This window comes from Methylobacterium sp. NPDC080182, assembly GCF_050281105.1.
Taxonomy (GTDB): Bacteria; Pseudomonadota; Alphaproteobacteria; order Rhizobiales; family Beijerinckiaceae; genus Methylobacterium.
Genome location: NZ_JBNNWO010000002.1, coordinates 533426 through 550810, shown reverse-complemented (window position 1 = coordinate 550810; position 17385 = coordinate 533426). Strand labels below are relative to the sequence as shown.

Annotated in this window: 17 protein-coding genes; 7 read left to right on the top strand and 10 right to left on the bottom strand. The window is 70.6% G+C overall.

All coding sequences use genetic code 11. The features are described 5' to 3' along the window. Positions 1 to 6: 6 nt before the first annotated feature. From ACQKQD_RS05780 to ACQKQD_RS05770, 3 genes are read right to left on the bottom strand one after another with little or no spacing between them, the layout of a single operon-like run. Entirely contained in the window at positions 7 to 1170 is a 1164-nt protein-coding gene (locus ACQKQD_RS05780; RefSeq protein ID WP_427507743.1) for an MFS transporter, read from the bottom strand. A gap of 33 nt (positions 1171 to 1203) precedes the next feature. Further along, positions 1204 to 1641, bottom strand: a complete 438-nt coding sequence (gene arsC / locus ACQKQD_RS05775; RefSeq protein ID WP_132366348.1) for an arsenate reductase (glutaredoxin) — start codon at positions 1639 to 1641, stop codon at positions 1204 to 1206. After that, positions 1634 to 1993, bottom strand: coding sequence for an ArsR/SmtB family transcription factor (locus ACQKQD_RS05770; RefSeq protein ID WP_091678673.1), 360 nt, complete (start codon positions 1991 to 1993; stop codon positions 1634 to 1636). The genes arsC and ACQKQD_RS05770 overlap by 8 nt, the downstream gene beginning before the upstream one ends. 50 nt (positions 1994 to 2043) lie before the next feature. Between ACQKQD_RS05770 and arsH the strand changes: the two genes are divergently transcribed. Beyond that, complete coding sequence (gene arsH / locus ACQKQD_RS05765) at positions 2044 to 2811, top strand: arsenical resistance protein ArsH (RefSeq protein ID WP_091678676.1); 768 nt, start codon at positions 2044 to 2046, stop codon at positions 2809 to 2811. A 49-nt stretch (positions 2812 to 2860) separates the two neighbouring features. Here arsH and ACQKQD_RS05760 read toward each other — a convergent pair whose 3' ends face one another. Together ACQKQD_RS05760 and ACQKQD_RS05755 are read right to left on the bottom strand one after the other, a co-directional pair. Continuing rightward, positions 2861 to 3181, bottom strand: coding sequence for a hypothetical protein (locus tag ACQKQD_RS05760; RefSeq protein WP_020091721.1), 321 nt, complete (start codon positions 3179 to 3181; stop codon positions 2861 to 2863). 175 nt (positions 3182 to 3356) lie between these two features. Beyond that, positions 3357 to 3533 (bottom strand): hypothetical protein, encoded by a 177-nt coding sequence (locus tag ACQKQD_RS05755; RefSeq protein ID WP_020091720.1) that lies wholly within the window; start codon positions 3531 to 3533, stop codon positions 3357 to 3359. A gap of 382 nt (positions 3534 to 3915) precedes the next feature. Here ACQKQD_RS05755 and ACQKQD_RS05750 point away from each other — a divergent pair, with 382 nt between their 5' ends. Beyond that, a complete protein-coding gene (locus tag ACQKQD_RS05750) occupies positions 3916 to 5898 on the top strand; it encodes an acyl CoA:acetate/3-ketoacid CoA transferase (protein ID WP_020091719.1) in 1983 nt (660 codons plus the stop codon). A gap of 72 nt (positions 5899 to 5970) precedes the next feature. On the opposite strand, the gene ACQKQD_RS05745 is transcribed toward ACQKQD_RS05750, so the two are convergent. Next, positions 5971 to 7383, bottom strand: coding sequence for a class I SAM-dependent methyltransferase (locus ACQKQD_RS05745; RefSeq protein WP_427507742.1), 1413 nt, complete (start codon positions 7381 to 7383; stop codon positions 5971 to 5973). Positions 7384 to 7463: 80 nt separating this feature from the next. Between ACQKQD_RS05745 and ACQKQD_RS05740 the strand changes: the two genes are divergently transcribed. The 3 genes from ACQKQD_RS05740 to ACQKQD_RS05730 all read left to right on the top strand — a co-directional run bounded on the left by ACQKQD_RS05740 (position 7464) and on the right by ACQKQD_RS05730 (position 10141). Further along, entirely contained in the window at positions 7464 to 8306 is an 843-nt protein-coding gene (locus tag ACQKQD_RS05740) for a glycosyltransferase family 2 protein (protein ID WP_427507741.1), read from the top strand. A gap of 90 nt (positions 8307 to 8396) precedes the next feature. Then, positions 8397 to 9311 (top strand): triphosphoribosyl-dephospho-CoA synthase MdcB, encoded by a 915-nt coding sequence (gene mdcB, locus ACQKQD_RS05735; RefSeq protein ID WP_427507740.1) that lies wholly within the window; start codon positions 8397 to 8399, stop codon positions 9309 to 9311. Between the two features lie 95 nt (positions 9312 to 9406). Continuing rightward, positions 9407 to 10141, top strand: a complete 735-nt coding sequence (locus ACQKQD_RS05730; RefSeq protein WP_331298416.1) for a DUF3750 domain-containing protein — start codon at positions 9407 to 9409, stop codon at positions 10139 to 10141. Positions 10142 to 10193: 52 nt separating this feature from the next. Here the strand turns inward: ACQKQD_RS05730 and mqo are convergent, their stop codons facing one another. The 4 genes from mqo to ACQKQD_RS05710 form a co-directional block, all read right to left on the bottom strand. Then, on the bottom strand, positions 10194 to 11924 hold the full coding sequence (gene mqo / locus ACQKQD_RS05725; protein WP_427507739.1) for a malate dehydrogenase (quinone): 1731 nt from the start codon (positions 11922 to 11924) through the stop codon (positions 10194 to 10196). A gap of 556 nt (positions 11925 to 12480) precedes the next feature. Next, complete coding sequence (locus ACQKQD_RS05720; protein WP_427507738.1) at positions 12481 to 13029, bottom strand: lipocalin-like domain-containing protein; 549 nt, start codon at positions 13027 to 13029, stop codon at positions 12481 to 12483. A 146-nt stretch (positions 13030 to 13175) separates the two neighbouring features. Continuing rightward, positions 13176 to 14300 carry a DUF2778 domain-containing protein gene (locus tag ACQKQD_RS05715; protein WP_427507737.1) on the bottom strand — a complete coding sequence of 375 codons (1125 nt, stop codon included), beginning with the start codon at positions 14298 to 14300 and terminating at the stop codon, positions 13176 to 13178. 229 nt (positions 14301 to 14529) lie between these two features. After that, on the bottom strand, positions 14530 to 15324 hold the full coding sequence (locus ACQKQD_RS05710) for a lytic murein transglycosylase (protein ID WP_020091711.1): 795 nt from the start codon (positions 15322 to 15324) through the stop codon (positions 14530 to 14532). Positions 15325 to 16000: 676 nt separating this feature from the next. Between ACQKQD_RS05710 and ACQKQD_RS05705 the strand changes: the two genes are divergently transcribed. Both ACQKQD_RS05705 and ACQKQD_RS05700 read left to right on the top strand, forming a co-directional pair. After that, positions 16001 to 16687, top strand: a complete 687-nt coding sequence (locus tag ACQKQD_RS05705) for a class I SAM-dependent methyltransferase (protein WP_020091710.1) — start codon at positions 16001 to 16003, stop codon at positions 16685 to 16687. Positions 16688 to 16737: 50 nt separating this feature from the next. Then, on the top strand, positions 16738 to 17349 hold the full coding sequence (locus ACQKQD_RS05700) for a membrane protein (RefSeq protein WP_020091709.1): 612 nt from the start codon (positions 16738 to 16740) through the stop codon (positions 17347 to 17349). The last annotated feature ends 36 nt before the right edge of the window (positions 17350 to 17385 follow it).

Here is a 17385-nt window from a genome sequence, read left to right as displayed (position 1 = left end):
TCGCCGTCACCGCGCGCGCCACAGCGCCCCGATCAGGCCCAGGGCGGCGAGCGCCAGCGCGAGGAGCATCCACCACAGGGCCCCCGGCCCGACATGGGTGAGCACGACGGCCCCAGCCGGCGGCGCCAGGGCCTGGGCGGCCAGGGCCGGCCGGGCGAGGCGGCCGACCACCAGCGGGTAGCGCACGGGGCCGAACAGGGCGAGCGGGACCGTGCCGCGGGCGATCGAGTAGATCCCGTTGCCGCCCGCGTAGAGCACCAGCCAGAGCGCCACGCCCGGCAGCCCGGCCGCGAGGAGCCACAGCCCGAGGGCGATCAGGCCGAAGGCGGCCGTCAGTGTCCAGAGCGGGTGGTGGCGGCCCTTGAGGGAGATCTCGGCGACGCGGGCGCTCACCTGCGCGGGCCCGATCAGCGCCCCGTACGAGACGGCGGCGGCGAGCGACACGCCGCGCGCCTGCAGCAGGGTGAGCAGGTGGACCGACACCTGGGACATGATCGCGCCGCCGAGGACCAGCACCCCCGCGAACAGCAGGAACGCGCGGCGCTCTTGGGTCGATAGCGGCGCGGACCCCGTTCCCTGTGGCCCGTCGGAGACCGGGAGTGCCGGCGCGTGCGGGATCATCGCGAGGATGAGCGGCAGCGTCACCGCGAGGTGCAGGCCGGCATAGGTGAGACAGGCGCCCCGCCAGCCGATATGGGCCACTAGGAAGGCCGAGAGCGGCCAGCACACGGTGCTGGCGAACCCGCCCCAGAGGGTCAGCGTGGTGATGGCCGGCCGCGCGGCCGCGCCGTAGAGCCGCCCGAGGGTCGCGAAGGCGGGGTCGTACAGGCCGCAGCTCATGCCGGCGCCGAGGATCAGCCAGCCGGCGAGATAGATCGGCAGGTTCGGCGCCACGGCCACGACGGTCAGCCCGGCGGCGAGGAGCAGCGCCGCGAGGGCGAGGACCGGCCGCCCGCCGTGCCGGTGGATCGCCGCCCCGACATGCGGCGAGGCGAGGGCCGCGACGAGGAGGCCGAAGGCCAGTCCGCCGACCACCCAGGCGAGCGGCCAGCCGGTGCTCTCGGCGATGGGGGCCGCCATCACCGCCGGCAGGTAGAATGACGAGCCCCAGGCGAGGATCTCCACGACGCCGAGTGCGGCGATCACCGGCCAGCGGCTGGCTTCGCTCATGTCTGGACCGCCGCCGCCACAGCCCGCGGGCGCTCAGGCCGTGGCGACACGGCGGCCCTGCTCGTCGACCACCGGCTCGCCGTCCTCCTTCACGAACCCGCCCCGCTGCGGCGGCAGGAGATCCAGCACCGCCTCCGAGGGGCGGCACAGGCGTACGCCCTTCGGCGTGACCACGAGCGGCCGGTTGAGCAGGATCGGATGCGCCGCGACGGCGTCGAGCAACTGCCCGTCGGTGAGGTCCGGGTTGCCGAGGTCGAGCTCGGCGTAGGGCGTGCCCTTCTCCCGGAGCACGTCGCGCACAGACAACCCGGCGCGGTCGAGGAGCTGCAGCAGCAGCGCGCGGGTCGGCGGCGTCTTGAGATACTCGATCACGTGAGGTTCGATCCCGGCGTTACGGATCATCGCGAGGGTGTTGCGCGACGTGCCGCAGGCCGGATTGTGGTAGATCACGACGTCGAACGGCTCAGACATGTGCTGCGTCTCCCGAGGGGCTGAGGCAGGCGGCCAGGGTCTCCGCCGCCGGCGTGCAGATCTCCGCGCGGCCCTGGCAGCAATCGCGCATCAGGAACGCGATCAGATCGGCCAGCACCGGGTAGGCGGCGCTGTAGAGGATGGAGCGACCGTCGCGCCGCGAACCGACCAGCCCGGCGCGGCTCAATTCCTTCAGGTGATGCGACACCGTGGCGGCCGACACGCCGACCGCCGCGGCCAGCGTCCCGGAGGCGAGCCCTTCCGGACCGGCTCTCACCAGCGCCCGCACCAGCCGCAGCCTGTGCTCCTGCGCCAGGGCCGCGAAGGCCGCCAGGGCTTGCGCGTCGTCCATTTTCCCGACAATCTTCAAACGGTTGTTTGAACGTATGAGAAAGCGTCCCGGTGAGCAAGAGCCCGGCCCCTGCCCCTTCGGTCCGTGACGGCCTGCCGAATCTCAGCGCGGCGCATTTCGCAACGCCGACCGACGGGGCCGGTCGGGGGACCCCGCTCGCGCACGCGCCGCGCTTCCTGATCCTGTACGGGTCGCTCCGCGAGCGCTCCTTCAGCCGGTTCCTGGCCTATGAGGCCGCGCGGCTCCTGGAGGCGATGGGCGGCGAGGTCCGCATCTACCACGCCGACGGCCTGCCGCTGCCCGACGACGCGACCGCCGACCATCCGAAGGTGCGGGAGATCCGCGCCCTCTCGGCCTGGTCCGAGGGGCAGGTCTGGGTCTCGCCCGAGCGGCACGGCGCGCTCACCGGCGTGATGAAGAGCCAGATCGACTGGCTGCCCCTGTCCGAGGGGAGTCTGCGCCCGACGCAGGGCCGGACCCTCGCGGTGATGCAGGTCTCGGGCGGCTCCCAGAGCTTCAACGCCGTGAACGCCCTGCGCGTCCTCGGCCGCTGGATGCGGATGATCACGATCCCCAACCAGTCCTCGGTGCCGATGGCCTACCGGGAGTTCGACGAGGCGGGCCGTATGAGGCCCGGGCCGCTCTACGACCGGGTCGTCGACGTGTGCGAGGAACTCATGAAGTTCACGCTGCTGACCCGCGGATGCGCCGATTACCTCGTGGACCGCTACAGCGAGCGCAAGGAGCGCGATCCCGACCGGCTCGCCGGTGTCGCGGCCGATATCGGCTTCGCGAAGCCCTCACCGCCGGGCGCCTGAGCCCCGCCGGCCCGAGCGCGCCGCCACGCGGTCCGGCCCGGGCCGAAGCTCACTGGAATCGCCGCATCTCCGGCGCCAGCGAGCGCCCCGCTTCGAGGAGGGCGCGGACCTTGCGGGTCGCGTGCTGGAGGATGTCCGGCCGCGCATCCTCGTAGGACGTCTCCTCGACGAAGCTCCGCAGGGCCTCCGTGATCCGGTCCTCGATCTCGTCCATCAGGGCGAGCCCCTCCGGACCTTCCCGCCGCAGATGCGCGTCTGCGAGCGTCAGGTAGGCGGCGCTCGCCAGCAGGAAGGCGATCCCGTTCGCCTCCTGAGCCGCCGCGGAGCTCGCGTCGCCGCCGTCCATGCCGTCTGCGACGTCGTCGTCCATCGGCTCACATACTCCCCGTTCGTTGCTCACGCTGTGCCGCTCCCGCCGCGTCGCGCCAAGTAGAGAAAAAGGGTCGGTCCCCGTCCCCATTCGGGCGACGTCGGGGCCCGATCCGGACCGCCGGCCCCGCGTCGCCGCCGGGCGCCGGACCGGTCCGCTCGGCTCTCCCCAGGCCTCAATGGCCCGGATCGGCGCGGTCCTCGGTCGCGCGCCGCTCGCGCATCCGGAGCAGTGCCCGGCGCCAGGCATCCACCACCGCCGCGCGTGCGCGGGCATCATTCTCGCGGTCGGACTCCGCCGTCCGGGCCTTGCCGTCGGCCTGCCTGCTCCGGGCTCTCGGATCTCGGTTCATGATCGCCTCCTGTCGTGTCCAGACCGAGAGACACCGGATCCCGGGACGCCGCGGTGAGGCGGCGCACGCGGACCATGGAAATCGCGTGCGGCGGAGCACAGGCGGCCGACGGCCCCGCGACGCGCGCAATTTTTCTGATCGTGGACCGAAGAGTTTTTCAGGAGCGCCCACACTCATTTTCGGAGTACTGTCACGGCGCCGGCATGTGCCCTCGTGCGATGCCGCAAATATTGATGCGGTGCAATAACGATCGTATTCAAAACTCAGCCGATCTCCGGGGCCGAGACGTCCCGGCACCACGGGGGCGGCGCATGGCACAGGCGGAGGCGACGGGCATCACGGCCGGCCGCACCTCCACGTGCCGGGGAGGATCACGGGCTCCATGAGGAAGAACAAGGTCATCTCGGCGGAGGAGGCGATCGCGCTGATCCGCGAGAACGACGTCGTGACCACCACGGGGTTCGTCCAGAGCTGCATCCCGGAGGCCCTGCACGCCGCCCTCGAGAAGCGGTTCGTCGAGACCGGATCACCCCGCGGCCTCACCCTGATCATGACGGCCGGCGCTGGCGACAGCAAAGGGCTCGGCACCGGCCGCCTGCACCATGACGGCCTCCTCACGCGGGTCATCGCGGCCAATTTCGGCCGCATGCCCAAGGTCGCCAAGGCCGCGCAGGACAACCTGATCCGCGGCTACAACCTGCCCCAGGGCGTGATCTCCCAGCTCTACCGGGCCTGCGCGGCGGGTCAGCCGGGCCTGTTCTCGAAGGTCGGCCTGAAGACCTACGTCGACCCGCGCCACGGGGGCGCCAAGGTCAACGAACTGACCACCGAGGACATCGTCAAGCTCGTCGAGGTCGATGGCGAGGAGTGGCTGTTCTACACGGCGACCAAGATCGACGTGGCCTTCATCCGGGCCACCTCGGCCGATCCGTCGGGCAACCTCTCCTACGAGAAGGAGGCGCTGACCCTGGACTGCCTCGCCCAGGCCATGGCGGCCCGCAACAACGGCGGCATCGTCATCGCCCAGGTCGAGCGCATCGTCGACGACGGCTACCTCCTGCCGAAGGACGTGCGCGTGCCCGGCATCCTCGTCGACTGCGTGGTGGTCGCCGAACCCGAGATGCACCGGATGAACTACGGCGTGATGCACGACGCGGCGCTCGCCGGCGAGATCCGGGTCCCGGTCACCGGCATCAAGCGGATGGCGCTCAACGAGCGCAAGATCATCGCGCGCCGCGCCGCCTTCGAGCTGCCGCCGAACGGCGTGGTCAATCTCGGCGTCGGCGCGCCCGAGGGCATCTCGTCGGTCGCCAACGAGGAGAAGATCACCCCCTACATCACCCTCACCACGGAGGCGGGCGCGGTCGGCGGGGTGCTGGCGTCCGGTTCGAGCTTCGGCGCGGCCACCAATGCCGACTGCATCATCGACCAGAACCAGATGTTCGACTTCTACGACGGCGGCGGCCTCGACATGACCTGCCTGGGCATGGCCGAGTGCGACGCGGCCGGCAACGTCAACACCTCGCGGTTCGGCGGCAAGCTGAACGGCTGCGGCGGCTTCATCAACATCTCGCAGAACGCCCGCACCGTCGTGTTCGCCGGGACGTTCACGGCCGGCGGTCTCGAGATCGCGGTGTCCGACGGTCAGGTGCGCATCGTGAACGAGGGCAAGGCCCGCAAGTTCGTCACCCAGGTCCAGCAGAACACCTTCTCGGGCCCCTACGCGGTCGAGCGGTCGCAGCCGGTCCTCTACGTGACCGAGCGGTGCGTCTTCCAGCTGACTCCGGAAGGCTTGGAGCTGATCGAGGTCGCGCCGGGGATCGACATCGAGCGCGACATCCTCGCCCACATGGATTTCGCCCCCGTCGTGCGCAATCCGGTGCCGATGGATCCGCGCATCTTCCGCGAGGAGCCGATGGAGCTGATCTCGGATCTGCTCAACCTCGATCTGAAGTCCCGCGTCAGCTACGACGGCGAGCGCAACATCCTCTTCGTCAACCTGGAAGGCTGGTACTGCCGGGTGAAGGGCGACATGGACGAGCTGCGCATGACCATCGTCGAGGCCTGCCGGAAGGCGGGCCAGCGGGTCAACGCCGTGATCAATCACGACGGCTTCCGGCTCAACGAGAACTTGGTCGACGACTACGCCGGCATGGTCCAGTACCTGCAGGCGAACTACTACGCGACCACGACCCGCTACGCGACCAGCGCCTTCCTGCGCCTCAAGATGGAGGAGGCCCTGAACAAGCGCGGGGTCGCGCCGCACGTCTTCGAGCGCAAGGAGGAGGCGCAGGCCTTCGTCAGCAGCACCGAGGACAAGAAGGCCCGCAAGCGCATCTCCCCGGCGGTCGCGTCGGCGGCGTGACGGCCGGCCGGGCCCACTCCGGGCGCGCCGGGCCCCGCTCGCGCCGCGGCGCGGTCGGTGCCGCGGCCTGCCTCAGGCGACCGGCAGGCCGAGGACCCGCCGCGATTCCTCGGACAGCACCGCGTGGCGCGCCGATTCGGGGCCGTCATTCGGCGTCCGCGCGGCCGCCTGCGTGACGAGGTCCCGGAACCGCTTCTTGTCGAGGGCGCGGCCGCGCAGGCTTCCGAGCACGGCGTCCAGCACCATGCGGACGGCCCGGGCGCGCTGGCGCTCGCGCTCCAGTTCGGCGGCGAGCAGCGGATCTCCGAACTGGGCCGCGCCGAGCGGCGCCACCAAGACGGCGCCGTCGATGACGGCGGGATCCCGGTCGTCGGTCTCGACCGCAGAATCCGTGATGCCGTCGAGGATCTTGGTCGCCTCGATCAGCAGGATTTTGTGCTGGACCGCCGCCGAGAGGTTCCCCGGAACCTTCTGGCTCGCCGCGCCGATCAGGCGCTTGAACTTGGCCCGATCGAGCCCGAAACGGCCGATGCTGGCCCGCAGCGCCGCCAGCACGGTGCGGAGCGCCTCGGTCCGGTAGGTCGCCTTGAGGAGCTGATCCCGCAGCGCCCCCGCCGAGGCCATCTCGACGAAGGACGTCTCGGGCAGTTGCTGCACCTGTTCCGCCAGCTCGACGATGGCGCGCTGCATCAGCGCGGTGCGCTGCTCGCGGATCTCGTCCGGCGCCAGCCGCTGGCGTCCCTTGCGGAGCCACACGAAGAATTCCGTCGCGTCCCGGTCGAGGAAATCCTCGACGCGCAGATCGATGTAGCCGAGCTGCGCCAGCTCCAGGATCATCAGATTGAAGCTCGCCGGCACGAACACCCAGGCATGGGCGTCGGCGTAGTGGGGCAGTTGCGCGGCGCCGAGCCACTGCGGCTCGTCGGTGAGCGGATTCGCGGGAATGGCCGGCCGCGTGTCCTGGCCCGACCAGGCGCCGACCGTGCCGTTGTCCTTCAGCGCCATGTTCAGGGCGTAGTCGATGTGGGTCCGGACCGTGTGCCGGTTCCGCTTCTCCAGGAACGCCGCGACCGCGTCCGCCGTCCCGGTGAGGGAACGGTAGAAATCGAAGCATTTGCGCTTGTCGGGCACGGCCAGGATCACCACGCCGTCCGGCCGAAGCAGCGTCTCGGCGGCGCGCAGGAAGGTCACGATGTCGGTCGTGTGCTCGATGACGTGGCTGGCGATGAACGCGTCGAAGGTGCCGTGCTGGTCGACCGGGACCGCGTCCGCGATCGAGCCGCCTGTCCAGACGAAATCCACCTCCTCGATGCGGTCGACCGTCTGGTCGTGATACTTCTCGATGAGCTCCGAGCGCGGCGCGTGATCGATGACGAACGTGTTCCAGCCGTCGCGCTTCGGCGCGAGCGGGCTGAAGCTCGGGCCAATCTCCACGATGCGGGCGTCCTTGGTCAACGACCTCAGGAGTTGCTGCGCACGATCCATTGCCACTAAGCTCCGATCAAACGCTTCGCGAATGCGCTGTAGAAGCGCGGTGAAGGCCGCGTTGGCGGGAAGGAATACCGTTGCACAAGAGGCCGCTCGCCGCCGTCACGATGGCCTACAACGAAAAGACCATGCTTCCGCTCTGGCTGAAGCACTACGAGCGACAAGTCGGGGCTGAAAACTGTTATATCCTCGACCACGGTTCCGACGACGGCTCGACGACCGGACTGCGCGCGAACGTCGTCCGGTTGCCGCGGTTGCCCCTGAACGAGTGGGAGCGCGCCCACACGGTCAGGGATTTCTGCGCATCGCTGTTCATCGGCTTCAAATATGTTCTCTATGCGGATAGCGACGAGCTGATCCTCCCCGATCCGGACGTATCGTCTACACTCTCCGATTACATCTCCGCGCGGCCGCTGCCCCCCATCCTCGATCTGTTCGGGGCCGACGTCATGCACGTCGGGGACGAGGCCCCTATCGACGTCGCGGCGCCGATCTCCGGCCAGCGGGGATACATCCGGCCGATATCCACCCTGTGCAAGGCGACCATCGTGTCGGAGCGGGTCGACTGGCACGTCGGCTTCCACTGCCTGATCCAGGATCACCGCCCCGATTTCCGCGACCTGTTCCTGTTCCACCTGGCGTATCTCGACCACGACATCCTCTTCAGGCGCCAGCAGAAGCGGAATGCGGCCGCGCCGATCGGCATCCCGAACTCCCACCACGCCATCGACCCGACGGAGTTCCTGACCTTCGTGAAGGCCGATATCGGTCGCGTCCCGCGCCGCCCCGTTCAGATGCGTCCGGGTGAGGCGCATTTCGAGACCACGAAGCGGCTGTTCGCCGACGCGATCGAGCGCAAGAGCGCGATCCAGGCGCCCGACCTCTGGACGCTGCCCGAGCGCTTCGTCGGATCCTTCTAGGGCAGGACAGTCGAACCGGCTCGGAGAACGCCGCGTCTGTGCCGGCACGGCCATCCGGTATATCTCGGGCCGCCCGACGCCGCTTCGGCCATGCCGGCGAACCCTTGGGGAGCTTCGACCCTGCGCGACGATCAGAGCTTCATCGCGCCGGGCGCGGACCGGAGCAACGCCACCGCGCCCTGGGCCGAACGCGTCGCGGATCTCGCGCACGCGGCGCTCATCGGCGAACTGGAGACCTGGCCCAAGCCCGGCCTCGTGAGCCCGGTCGATTCCGGCAGCCACGACGACATGGATGCGGAGACGCTCCGCCGGAGCGCGGCGGCGCTCCGGCCGTTCTTCGCGGAACTGGTCGCGGCGGGCGCCCGCGATGCGGGAATGGCGGAACTCCGGGCAATCGGTCTGGCCGCCGAGACCGCGATGATGCGGGCGACCGGCGGCGTCAACGCGCATCGGGGCGCCATCTTCTCGCTGGGGCTGATCTGTGCCGCGGCGGGAGCGCGGGGCGTGGGGCCCGGTGCGGAGCGCGCGAGCGCCGAAGGGCTGGCGGAGGCGGTCGGTCATCTCTGGGGGACAGCGATCACCCGGGCGCCGGTCTCGGCCGTCAGCCACGGCGGCCGCGCGGCGCGGCGCTTCGGCGTCGGTGGCGCCAGCGCCGAGGCCGCGGCGGGCTTTCCGACCATCCGCGCCGTCGGCCTGCCCGCTCTCCGCTTCGGCCGATCGTGCGCCCCCCACGATGCCGAGGCGGCCCGCGTGCACTGCTTCTTCGCCCTCCTGGCGGTCGTCGACGACACGAACCTCCTGCACCGCGGCGGTGCCGACGGCCTCGTCGGCGCGCGCGCGGCCGCCGCGACCTTTCTCGACGCCGGAGGCATCGCGGCCCCCGACTGGCGGGCGCGCGCGGCGGCGATCCACCGCGCCTTCGTGGCCGCGCGCCTGAGCCCCGGCGGCTGCGCCGATCTCCTCGCCGCGACGCTGCTGCTGGACGCCCTCGCCTCCCCACCCTGACGCGCGCGCAGCCCCGGGGCGCGTCGGTCGCAGTTTCGCGGATGCGGGCTCTACCTACATGCGGATTCTATCCCGCCCTCCCCCCCGGACCGCCCGTGACCCTGTTCAGGATCGCCCTCCTCGCGCTCGCCGCGCTCTTCCTCGTGCCGGTGGCGATCTCCGCCCTGCTCTACGCGACGCGGGCGAGCGGCGACTGGCGTCTGGCGGATCGGTCCAGCGCCGGCCTGCTGCCGCGTGCGGACGCGCATCCCGGCGCCGTGCTGCGCATCTTCTCGGCGCGGACCGTGAGCTGGCGCGGCATCGTGGCCACGCATAGCTGGATCGTCGTCAAGGAGCGCGGCGCCCGCGCCTACAGCCGGTTCGACTACACGGCCTGGGGCCAGCCGATCTGGGTCGACCGGTTCGTGCCGGACGGACGGTGGTTCGGGAACCCGCCGACGGTGGTGTTCGCGGCCGACGGCGCCGAGGCGGAGGCGATGCTGCCGCGGATCCGGCAGGCCGTGGCCGAGTACCGGTTCAGCCGGCCCGGCGACTACGTCGTGTGGCCCGGCCCGAACTCGAACACCTTCGTGGCCGCCGTCATGGCGGCGGTGCCGGAGATCCGCGAGAGCCTGCCCACCACCGCGATCGGCAAGGACTTCCCCTATGACGGGCGCTGGATCGGCCTGACGCCGTCGCGGACCGGGATCCGCATCAACCTCGGCGGCTATGCCGGGGTAACCCTCGGCTGGGTCGAGGGCCTGGAGCTGAACCTGCTCGGCGGCGTCGCCGGGATCGACCTGCGCCGGCCCGGTCTCAAGCTGCCGGCCCTGGGTCGGGTCGGGCTCTGAGCGCCGACGCGCTCCCGGGGCGCGCGGTCGTCGGCGCCCCGGGACGCGCCGCTCACGGCGCGAGGTCGTGGACCGGCTCCTTCACCGGCGTGACGCTGCTGTTCAGCACGGTGCTGCCGGTCGAGACCGGCTTCAGCACGGCCCGGTCGATCTGCGGCGGGGTCGGGAGCTGGAGCTGCGCGCTCGTGTCGGTCCACTCGCGCGCGACGCGGTCGGGATCGTCGTTGAGCTTCGTGCCGTAGCTCGGCACGATCTCCCGGATCTTCGCCTGCCATTCCGGCGTGGCGACCTTCTGGGCGAAGACCTTCTCCAGCACCTGCAGCATGATCGGCGCCGCCGTGGAGGCGCCGGGCGAGGCCCCGAGGAGCGCCGCGATGCTGCCGTCCTTGGCGTTGACGATCTCGGTGCCGAGCTTCAGCACGCCGCCCTTGTTCGGGTCGCGCTTGATGATCTGCACACGCTGCCCCGCCTGCCAGAGGCGCCACTCCTCCTTCTTGGCCTTCGGGAAGTACTCGCGCAGCGCCGCGATCCGGTCGTCGTCCGATAGCATCAGCTGCCCCGCCAGGTACTCGACCAGCGGGAACTCGTCGACGCCGACCTTCATCATCGGCCAGATGTTGCTGGTGGTCGTGGAGCTGAGGAGGTCGAAGTACGAGCCCTCCTTCAGGAACTTGGTCGAGAAGGTCGCGAACGGCCCGAACAGGATCACGCGCTTGCCGTTGATCACGCGCGTGTCGAGATGCGGCACCGACATCGGCGGGGAGCCCACGGACGCCTTGCCGTACGCCTTGGCGAGATGGAGCGTGGCGACGTCGGGATTGTCGTTGATCAGGAACGAGCCGCCCACCGGGAAACCGGCATACTCGTCGCCCTCGGGGATGCCGGATTTCTGCAGGAGGTGCAGGGCACCGCCGCCCGCGCCGATGAACACGAACTTGGCGTCGGTCGTCCGGCGCGTCCCGTCCTTCAGGTTCTTGGCGGTCACCCGCCACGAGCCGTCGCCGTTCTTGGTGATGCTCTCGACCTCGGTCGAGAGCCGGAGGTTGAAGCTCGGCTGCTTCTGCAGGTGGGCGACGTACTGGCGGGTCACCTCGCCCCACTCGCAGTCGGTCCCGAGCGGCGACCAGGTGGCGGCGACCTTCTGCTTCGGGTCGCGGCCCTCCATCATCAGGGGCACCCACTTGCGGAGCTGCTCGGGATCCTCCGAGTACTCCATGCCGGCGAAGAGCGGGCTCGCCTTCAGGGCCTCCCAGCGCTTCTTCAGGTAGGCGATGTTGTCGTCGCCCCAGACGAAGCTCATGTGGGGCGTGTAGTTGATGAAGGCGCGCGGGTCCGTCATCACGCCGGTCTTGACCTGATGCGCCAGGAACTGCCGGGTCACCTGGAACGCCTCGTTGATCTCCACCGCCTTGGCGATCTCGATCTGCCCGTTCTTCTTCTCGGGCGTGTAGTTCAGCTCCGCCAGGGCCGAGTGTCCGGTGCCGGCGTTGTTCCAGCCGTTCGAGCTCTCGAGGGCGACCTGATCCAGCCGTTCGACCATCTGGATCGACCAGTTCGGCTCCAGCGCGTTCAGCCAGACGCCCAGCGTCGCGCTCATGATCCCGCCGCCGATCAGCAGCACGTCGACCTTGCTGTCCGCGCCCTCGGCCAGGGCCAGCGCGCCCGGCAGGGCCGCCAGCGCCAGGCCGGTGGCGGCCGTGCCGAGGAGCCGCCGCCGGCTCAGGGGCAGCACGTCCGCGGCCCGGCGGTCGCGCCGGTGTTGGGTCTCGTCGTCGCCACGCATGGGCAGATCCCGCTTTTGCGTACCGCACGGCCCGATCGGCCGCCGCGCGTACGGAAGACACTCGATGCGACGGGCGCGAATCCCGCCCGTCCGGCCTTCCGGATCGTTTCCCCGTTCCCGTCGCGGCACGCTCGCGGTCTCGCGCGACCCGGCACGACGGTCCTGCCCTGGCCCGCATCGCGTCCGTCGTCCCCGAGCCGCACGGATCGTGGGACGACGGGGCGCGCTCGCGCGACGCAGAGGCCTTCCCTCCGCCTAGGCGCGCGATCTCGCCGGAGAACGGATCACCGGTTCAAGACCTCGCTCGCGCGGTGGCGCGATTGCCGGGTGGGCAGGAAGATGCTGGCTGGCTTGGCTCAGCAGATTGATGGTGGCCTCATAGAGGACGGGGCCTGAAAGGACAATTACTGCCAGGGTTGCAATCGCCGCCATCCTGTCAGTCCGTCGCGACGACCGGCGCGCATGGCGGCGACCCGCTGATAGACTGGCCGCGATCGGTCGCCCGATCGGTCGCCCGGTCCGTCGCTCGACGCGACGGCGTGGCGAAGGCGCGCCGCTACGGGATGTGCTTGAACCGGATGATGCTGCGCGACAGGCGGCCGTCATCCCAGTTGGGCATCACGCGCCAGGGAGTCGTGACGTCGGCGCAGTCGCCGTCGATATGGATGGTGCGGCGCTGCTCGGTGCCGACCCATTCGGGCGCCCACGCGGTCTGCACGCTGGTGACCCACTGGTCACCCTCGATCCGGTAGCGGCCGATATAGGCGACGAGGGTCTTCATCAGCGCGGCCCGCTCGGCGTCGGTGGTCGCCGGCGTGCGGGCGCTGCCCTCGAGGTTGAAGGCGACCCAGCCGTCCTTGGTGAAGATGACGCGACCGCGCGGCGTGCCGCCCATGGCGTCGACGAGCGTGCTGGTCTCCTTGTCCTCGACCTTGTAGGAGACGAGTTCCCAGGTGCCGACGATCCGGTCCGCCAAGCGCGCCCCGACCACCGCCGCGCCGACGCGGTCCGGCGCGGAGGCGCTCCAGGCCAAGTCGGCCGCCAGGAGACCGGAAAGCGCCAGGAGGGTACGGACGGCCGCGGCGGCCGATCGTTGTGCGGGCATGGTCTGGACCGGGGACTCGCGTGTCGCGGCGCCGGAATGCGCCGCCACCGCGTTCTGCGGGCCGGCACGGCGCGTTCCAAGCGCCGCGCGAGCAGTGCTGGTAGACCGTCTGCGCGCTTGCGGCCGTTGCCGCGGGCGAGCCGTCGTCAGCCGCCGTTGCGGGCCATGCGGGTCGTGACCGTGCCGGCGGCGAGGCTCGGCAGCGGGTCCTGCGTGCCACTGACGACCACCAGCCGCTGAACCTCGCCGCGCAGGAAGGCCTGGAGGAACCGGTCGTAGTCGCGGAACGACACGCAGCCGTTCGAGTCGCCGCGCGGGCCCAGCATATAGGTGTGTGCCAGCAGGCCGACACGGCCGTAGACCGCCTCGTTGCCGCCGACCGGCGTGAGGCGGATCGCCCGCACGCCGTGGAAGGGCCGTTCGCGCTCGGTGAGATCGTAGGTGCCGGGCGGAGTCGGGCCGCGCATCCGGACGTTGACGAGGCGCGGCTCGTCCAGCCCCTCGCCCAGGCCGGAATGCGCCTCCAGGCGCTCGCCGTTCGGAAGGGTCACGGTCCGGGCTGCGATGTTGTAGACCGCGATGCCGGCCGAGGGGCCCGGATCCCGGGCCGGGGCCAGCGGCGGCGAGACGCGCTGCTGCGGCGGCGCGACGTCGGCCGGCTTGCTCTCGAGCGCCGTGTAGGCCAGCGCCGGTCCGCGCTCGATGCCGAACAGCTTCTCGATGAACGAGCGCTCTTCGGGTTGGGGGATAGGCTGAGCCGCCGGCGGCACCTCGCGGCGCGCCATGCGCCGGTCGGACCGCCGGGCGAGTGCGGTGCCCGCGGGCCCGCGGAACTCGGGCGGACGGGGGATCGGCAGCGGGACCACCATCGCGCTGAGCGGTGTCTCGGTGACCTGCGTTCCGGGCTGCGCGTCGGCGCCGGCATCGGCGCCTTCAGGAGCGGGTTTGGGCGTCAGCGAGGGTGGGGCGATCTGATTCCAGGCCCATCGTGACTGCGAATTGCCGAGGGCGTCGCGACCGGGCTCGGGCGATTCGGCGGCCTCCGGCTCGGCGGCGGCGGTCTCGGCCCTGTCCTCCGCGGACGGTGCGGGCACCGGCGCTTCCGTCCGTGCGTTCTCGATGCCGGTTACCGGGACCGGGGCGCGATGCAGGACGCTGCCCCCGAGGGCGGCGAGCGTCACCGCGCCGGTGAGCACTGTCAGGGGCGCGAGCCACGTGCTGCGCGCGTTCCGGGTCTTGAGGCCGTCCAGCGGCACGGATTCGACAGCCATCGCGGTTGCCCATGCTCCTCGTCGCGAGGCGGGGCTTGCCGTCTGCCGCCCTCCGCACAGGCTGCGGATCCGCGGCGGGCGGACCGGCCCCGCTCAGCATGAGACAGCGGGGTCGGGCCGGCTTTTCTGGGGCGATGCGATGGTCGATCTTGGCTCGATCGGGACCATTTTCGGGCGCGCCGCCGCAGTTCTCGCAATACGTTTCGGTCTATTCGAGGCCGAGATACTGCTAATTGTTGTCGATCTGGCGCCCGAGAATGGCGATCGCCTTCTCGTAGACCGGCGCCGCGTTCCAGCCCTGGATCGCCGCGAAGTTCGGCTCGCCGGGCTGGTAGCCGGCGCCGGCCCGCCAGCCGTGCGCCTTGAGGAAATTGGCCGTGGACGACAGGGCGGCGCCGACGTTGTTGAGGTCGCCGGTGCCGTAGGCCAGCACGTTCTTCGGCAGGAACTGGGTGTGCCCGACCTCACCGTGCGCCGCGCCGCGGGTATTCGGTGTCAGGAGCCCGCGATCGACCAGGGTCAGCGCAGCGTAGAGCTGGTCCGTGAAGTATTCGGAACGCCGGCAATCGTAGGCGAGCGTCGCCACCGCGGAGAGCGTGTTGACGTTGCCGCGCACCGCGCCGAAGCCGGTCTCCATGCCCCAGATCGCCAGGAGCGGGCCCGGCGGAACGCCGTAGCGCTGCTCGATCGAGTCGAAGAGGGCCGCGTTCTGCTGCTTCAGCGCGCGGCCCCGCTTGACGATGGTCGGGCCGCCGCGCTTGGCGAGAAACTGCTCCAGCGACAGCTTGAAGCTGTGCTGCCCCCGGTCCGCCGAGATGGTGGCGGTCGAGTAGGTTGTGTTCTGCAGCGCCGCGAGGCTGGCCGCGCTGGCCCGGCCGCGCGCCTCCTCGGCGAATTGCCGCTTCCACGCATCGAAGCCGGCCGCGGTGTTGCCGCACTGCGCGGCCTGCGCCTGCCCGGCGCTGAGAGCGATCCCGGCGAAGGCCGCGACCGCGATGGTCTGACGCCGCAAATTCTCGATCACGCGAAACACTCCTTCGGCGCGTCGTCGCGCCCTGTCCTGCTGGGGATACCGGGTCACATCTCGTCGATATCAGGGCGAGAAAATGTCGAAGGCGCGACCTGCAGGCTTCCCGCCCTCAAATCATCGCGCATCTCGGGATCTGCGACGAGACCGCAACGGCAGGGTCTTCGGAGCATCGTGAACACCGCGTGTGCGAGAAGCCGACGCGCGGCCGATGCGCGGCCGAGGCGTTCGTCACCGGGCAAGATCAGGTAGCTCGAAGGGTCGCATATCACCCCTCGTGCATAGATGTGACGCGTGGCACATCAGTATTTTGCCAGCAAATGGAATGGCCGTTGGCGTGTTTGACGGACATGTCACAAGCTTGTCAAACGAACGACATAGCTTTGCCGGCGGAAAGACTTCTGCGGAGAGGCGGGGTGGGGTCGTTGATGATCCGGGCGGCGTGGCACGATCGAGATCCCGCCTCCCTCGCCCATTGTGACCGCCCCCTGCCTTGTCGCGACGCCGCTCGGCGCTCTCGAGGCGGACAAGCGCGAGCCCTTGGCTGGATCTTGGTCTGACCGACGGACGCGCGGTGACGCGAACTGAGCTGGTGAACGCCTGCCTCAGACCTGCAGCCCACGGTCGAGGCGAGCCGTCGGGCCGACCTAGCCGACAACGAGACAGGACGCCCATGGCCCTCGGAATGCACGACACCGGTTCCTCGCGCGCGGGCACGCTCGGGCCCGATCTCGACCGCGACGGCGTCGCCAAGGCCTACGGCCGCTGGGCCCCGGTCTACGATCTGGTCTTCGGGCCCGTCTTCGCGCAGGGCCGTACCCTGGCGGCGGCCGCCGCCGAACGGATCGGCGGCCGCATCCTGGAAGTCGGCGTCGGCACCGGCCTGTCGCTGCCGGCCTACAGGCGCGCCCGCAGCATCGTCGGCATCGATATCTCGGCCCCCATGCTCGAGAAGGCGCGTCAGCGCGTGGCGCGGCTGCGTCTGCGCAACGTGGAGCGCCTCGCCGTCATGGACGCCGAGCAGCTCGACTTCCCGGACGCCGCCTTCGACGTGGTGGTGGCGCAGTACGTCGTCACGGCTGTCCCCAATCCCGAGGCGGCGCTGGACGAGTTCGCCCGGGTGCTGCGCCCCGGCGGCGAGATCGTGATCACCACGCGGATCGGCGCCGAGGCCGGCCTGCGGCGCGCGGTGGAGCGCACCCTCGCTCCGGTGACGAGCCGCCTCGGATGGCGGACCGAGTTCGCCTGGGAGCGCTACGCGGCCTGGGCCGCCGGCGCGCCGGTGGAGATCGTCGAGCGCCGGGCGCTCCCGCCGCTCGGCCACTTCTCCCTGCTGCGCCTGCGCAAGCGCGCCGCCTGAACGCGCATCAGCTTCGACCAACCCACCACCATCGATCGGGGACCCACATCATGGCGAGTTTTCGGGAGGCACTGCGCGTTCAGCGCTGGGACGACCACCGCTACTATCACCACAACCGCGTCAATCAGAGCTTGCACGTGGTGAGCGCGATCAGCTTCCTGGTCGCCTACGCCCTGGCGTTCAGGGATCCGGCCACGGCGGCCCTGATCGGCTGGCTGGTGGCGATGACCTCGCGGCAGGCCGGCCACCTGTTCTTCGAGCCCAAGGGCTACGACCACGTCAACGACGCGACCCACGAGCACAAGGAGGAGATCAAGGTCGGCTACAACCTGCAGCGGAAGGTCGTGCTCCTGGCGATCTGGGCCCTGTCGCCCCTGCCGCTCTACTTCGACCCGAGCCTGTTCGGCCTGATCGCGCCGCACCAGAGCACCGCGGACCTGATCCGCAACGTCGGCTGGATCTGGCTGTGGCTGGCGCTCGCCGGCCTGCTGTTCCGGATGGTGCAGCTCTTCGTCCAGCGCGACGTCCAGACCGGCCTCGTCTGGGTGACCAAGATCCTCACCGACCCGTTCCACGACATCAAGCTCTACCACAAGGCGCCGCTGGCCCTGCTGCACGGCGAGCTGGTCGAGGAGCGGGAGCCGCACGAGCGCGGCGCCTGAGCGGGGGGCGCGCGCCGGGCCCGTTCCCCGGCGCGC

What these genes read in the sequence shown, in the direction of transcription:
- ACQKQD_RS05750 (WP_020091719.1), top strand. Translation starts at nt 3,916, where the DNA reads ATGAGGAAGAACAAGGTCATCTCGGCGGAGGAGGCGATCGCGCTGATC.
- ACQKQD_RS05700 (WP_020091709.1), top strand. Translation starts at nt 16,738, where the DNA reads ATGGCGAGTTTTCGGGAGGCACTGCGCGTTCAGCGCTGGGACGACCAC.
- ACQKQD_RS05705 (WP_020091710.1), top strand. Translation starts at nt 16,001, where the DNA reads ATGGCCCTCGGAATGCACGACACCGGTTCCTCGCGCGCGGGCACGCTC.
- arsC (WP_132366348.1), bottom strand. Translation starts at nt 1,641, where the DNA reads ATGTCTGAGCCGTTCGACGTCGTGATCTACCACAATCCGGCCTGCGGC.
- ACQKQD_RS05715 (WP_427507737.1), bottom strand. Translation starts at nt 14,300, where the DNA reads ATGGCTGTCGAATCCGTGCCGCTGGACGGCCTCAAGACCCGGAACGCG.
- ACQKQD_RS05780 (WP_427507743.1), bottom strand. Translation starts at nt 1,170, where the DNA reads ATGAGCGAAGCCAGCCGCTGGCCGGTGATCGCCGCACTCGGCGTCGTG.
- ACQKQD_RS05760 (WP_020091721.1), bottom strand. Translation starts at nt 3,181, where the DNA reads ATGGACGACGACGTCGCAGACGGCATGGACGGCGGCGACGCGAGCTCC.
- mdcB (WP_427507740.1), top strand. Translation starts at nt 8,397, where the DNA reads ATGCCGGCGAACCCTTGGGGAGCTTCGACCCTGCGCGACGATCAGAGC.
- ACQKQD_RS05755 (WP_020091720.1), bottom strand. Translation starts at nt 3,533, where the DNA reads ATGAACCGAGATCCGAGAGCCCGGAGCAGGCAGGCCGACGGCAAGGCC.
- ACQKQD_RS05745 (WP_427507742.1), bottom strand. Translation starts at nt 7,383, where the DNA reads ATGGATCGTGCGCAGCAACTCCTGAGGTCGTTGACCAAGGACGCCCGC.
- mqo (WP_427507739.1), bottom strand. Translation starts at nt 11,924, where the DNA reads ATGCGTGGCGACGACGAGACCCAACACCGGCGCGACCGCCGGGCCGCG.
- ACQKQD_RS05720 (WP_427507738.1), bottom strand. Translation starts at nt 13,029, where the DNA reads ATGCCCGCACAACGATCGGCCGCCGCGGCCGTCCGTACCCTCCTGGCG.
- ACQKQD_RS05770 (WP_091678673.1), bottom strand. Translation starts at nt 1,993, where the DNA reads ATGGACGACGCGCAAGCCCTGGCGGCCTTCGCGGCCCTGGCGCAGGAG.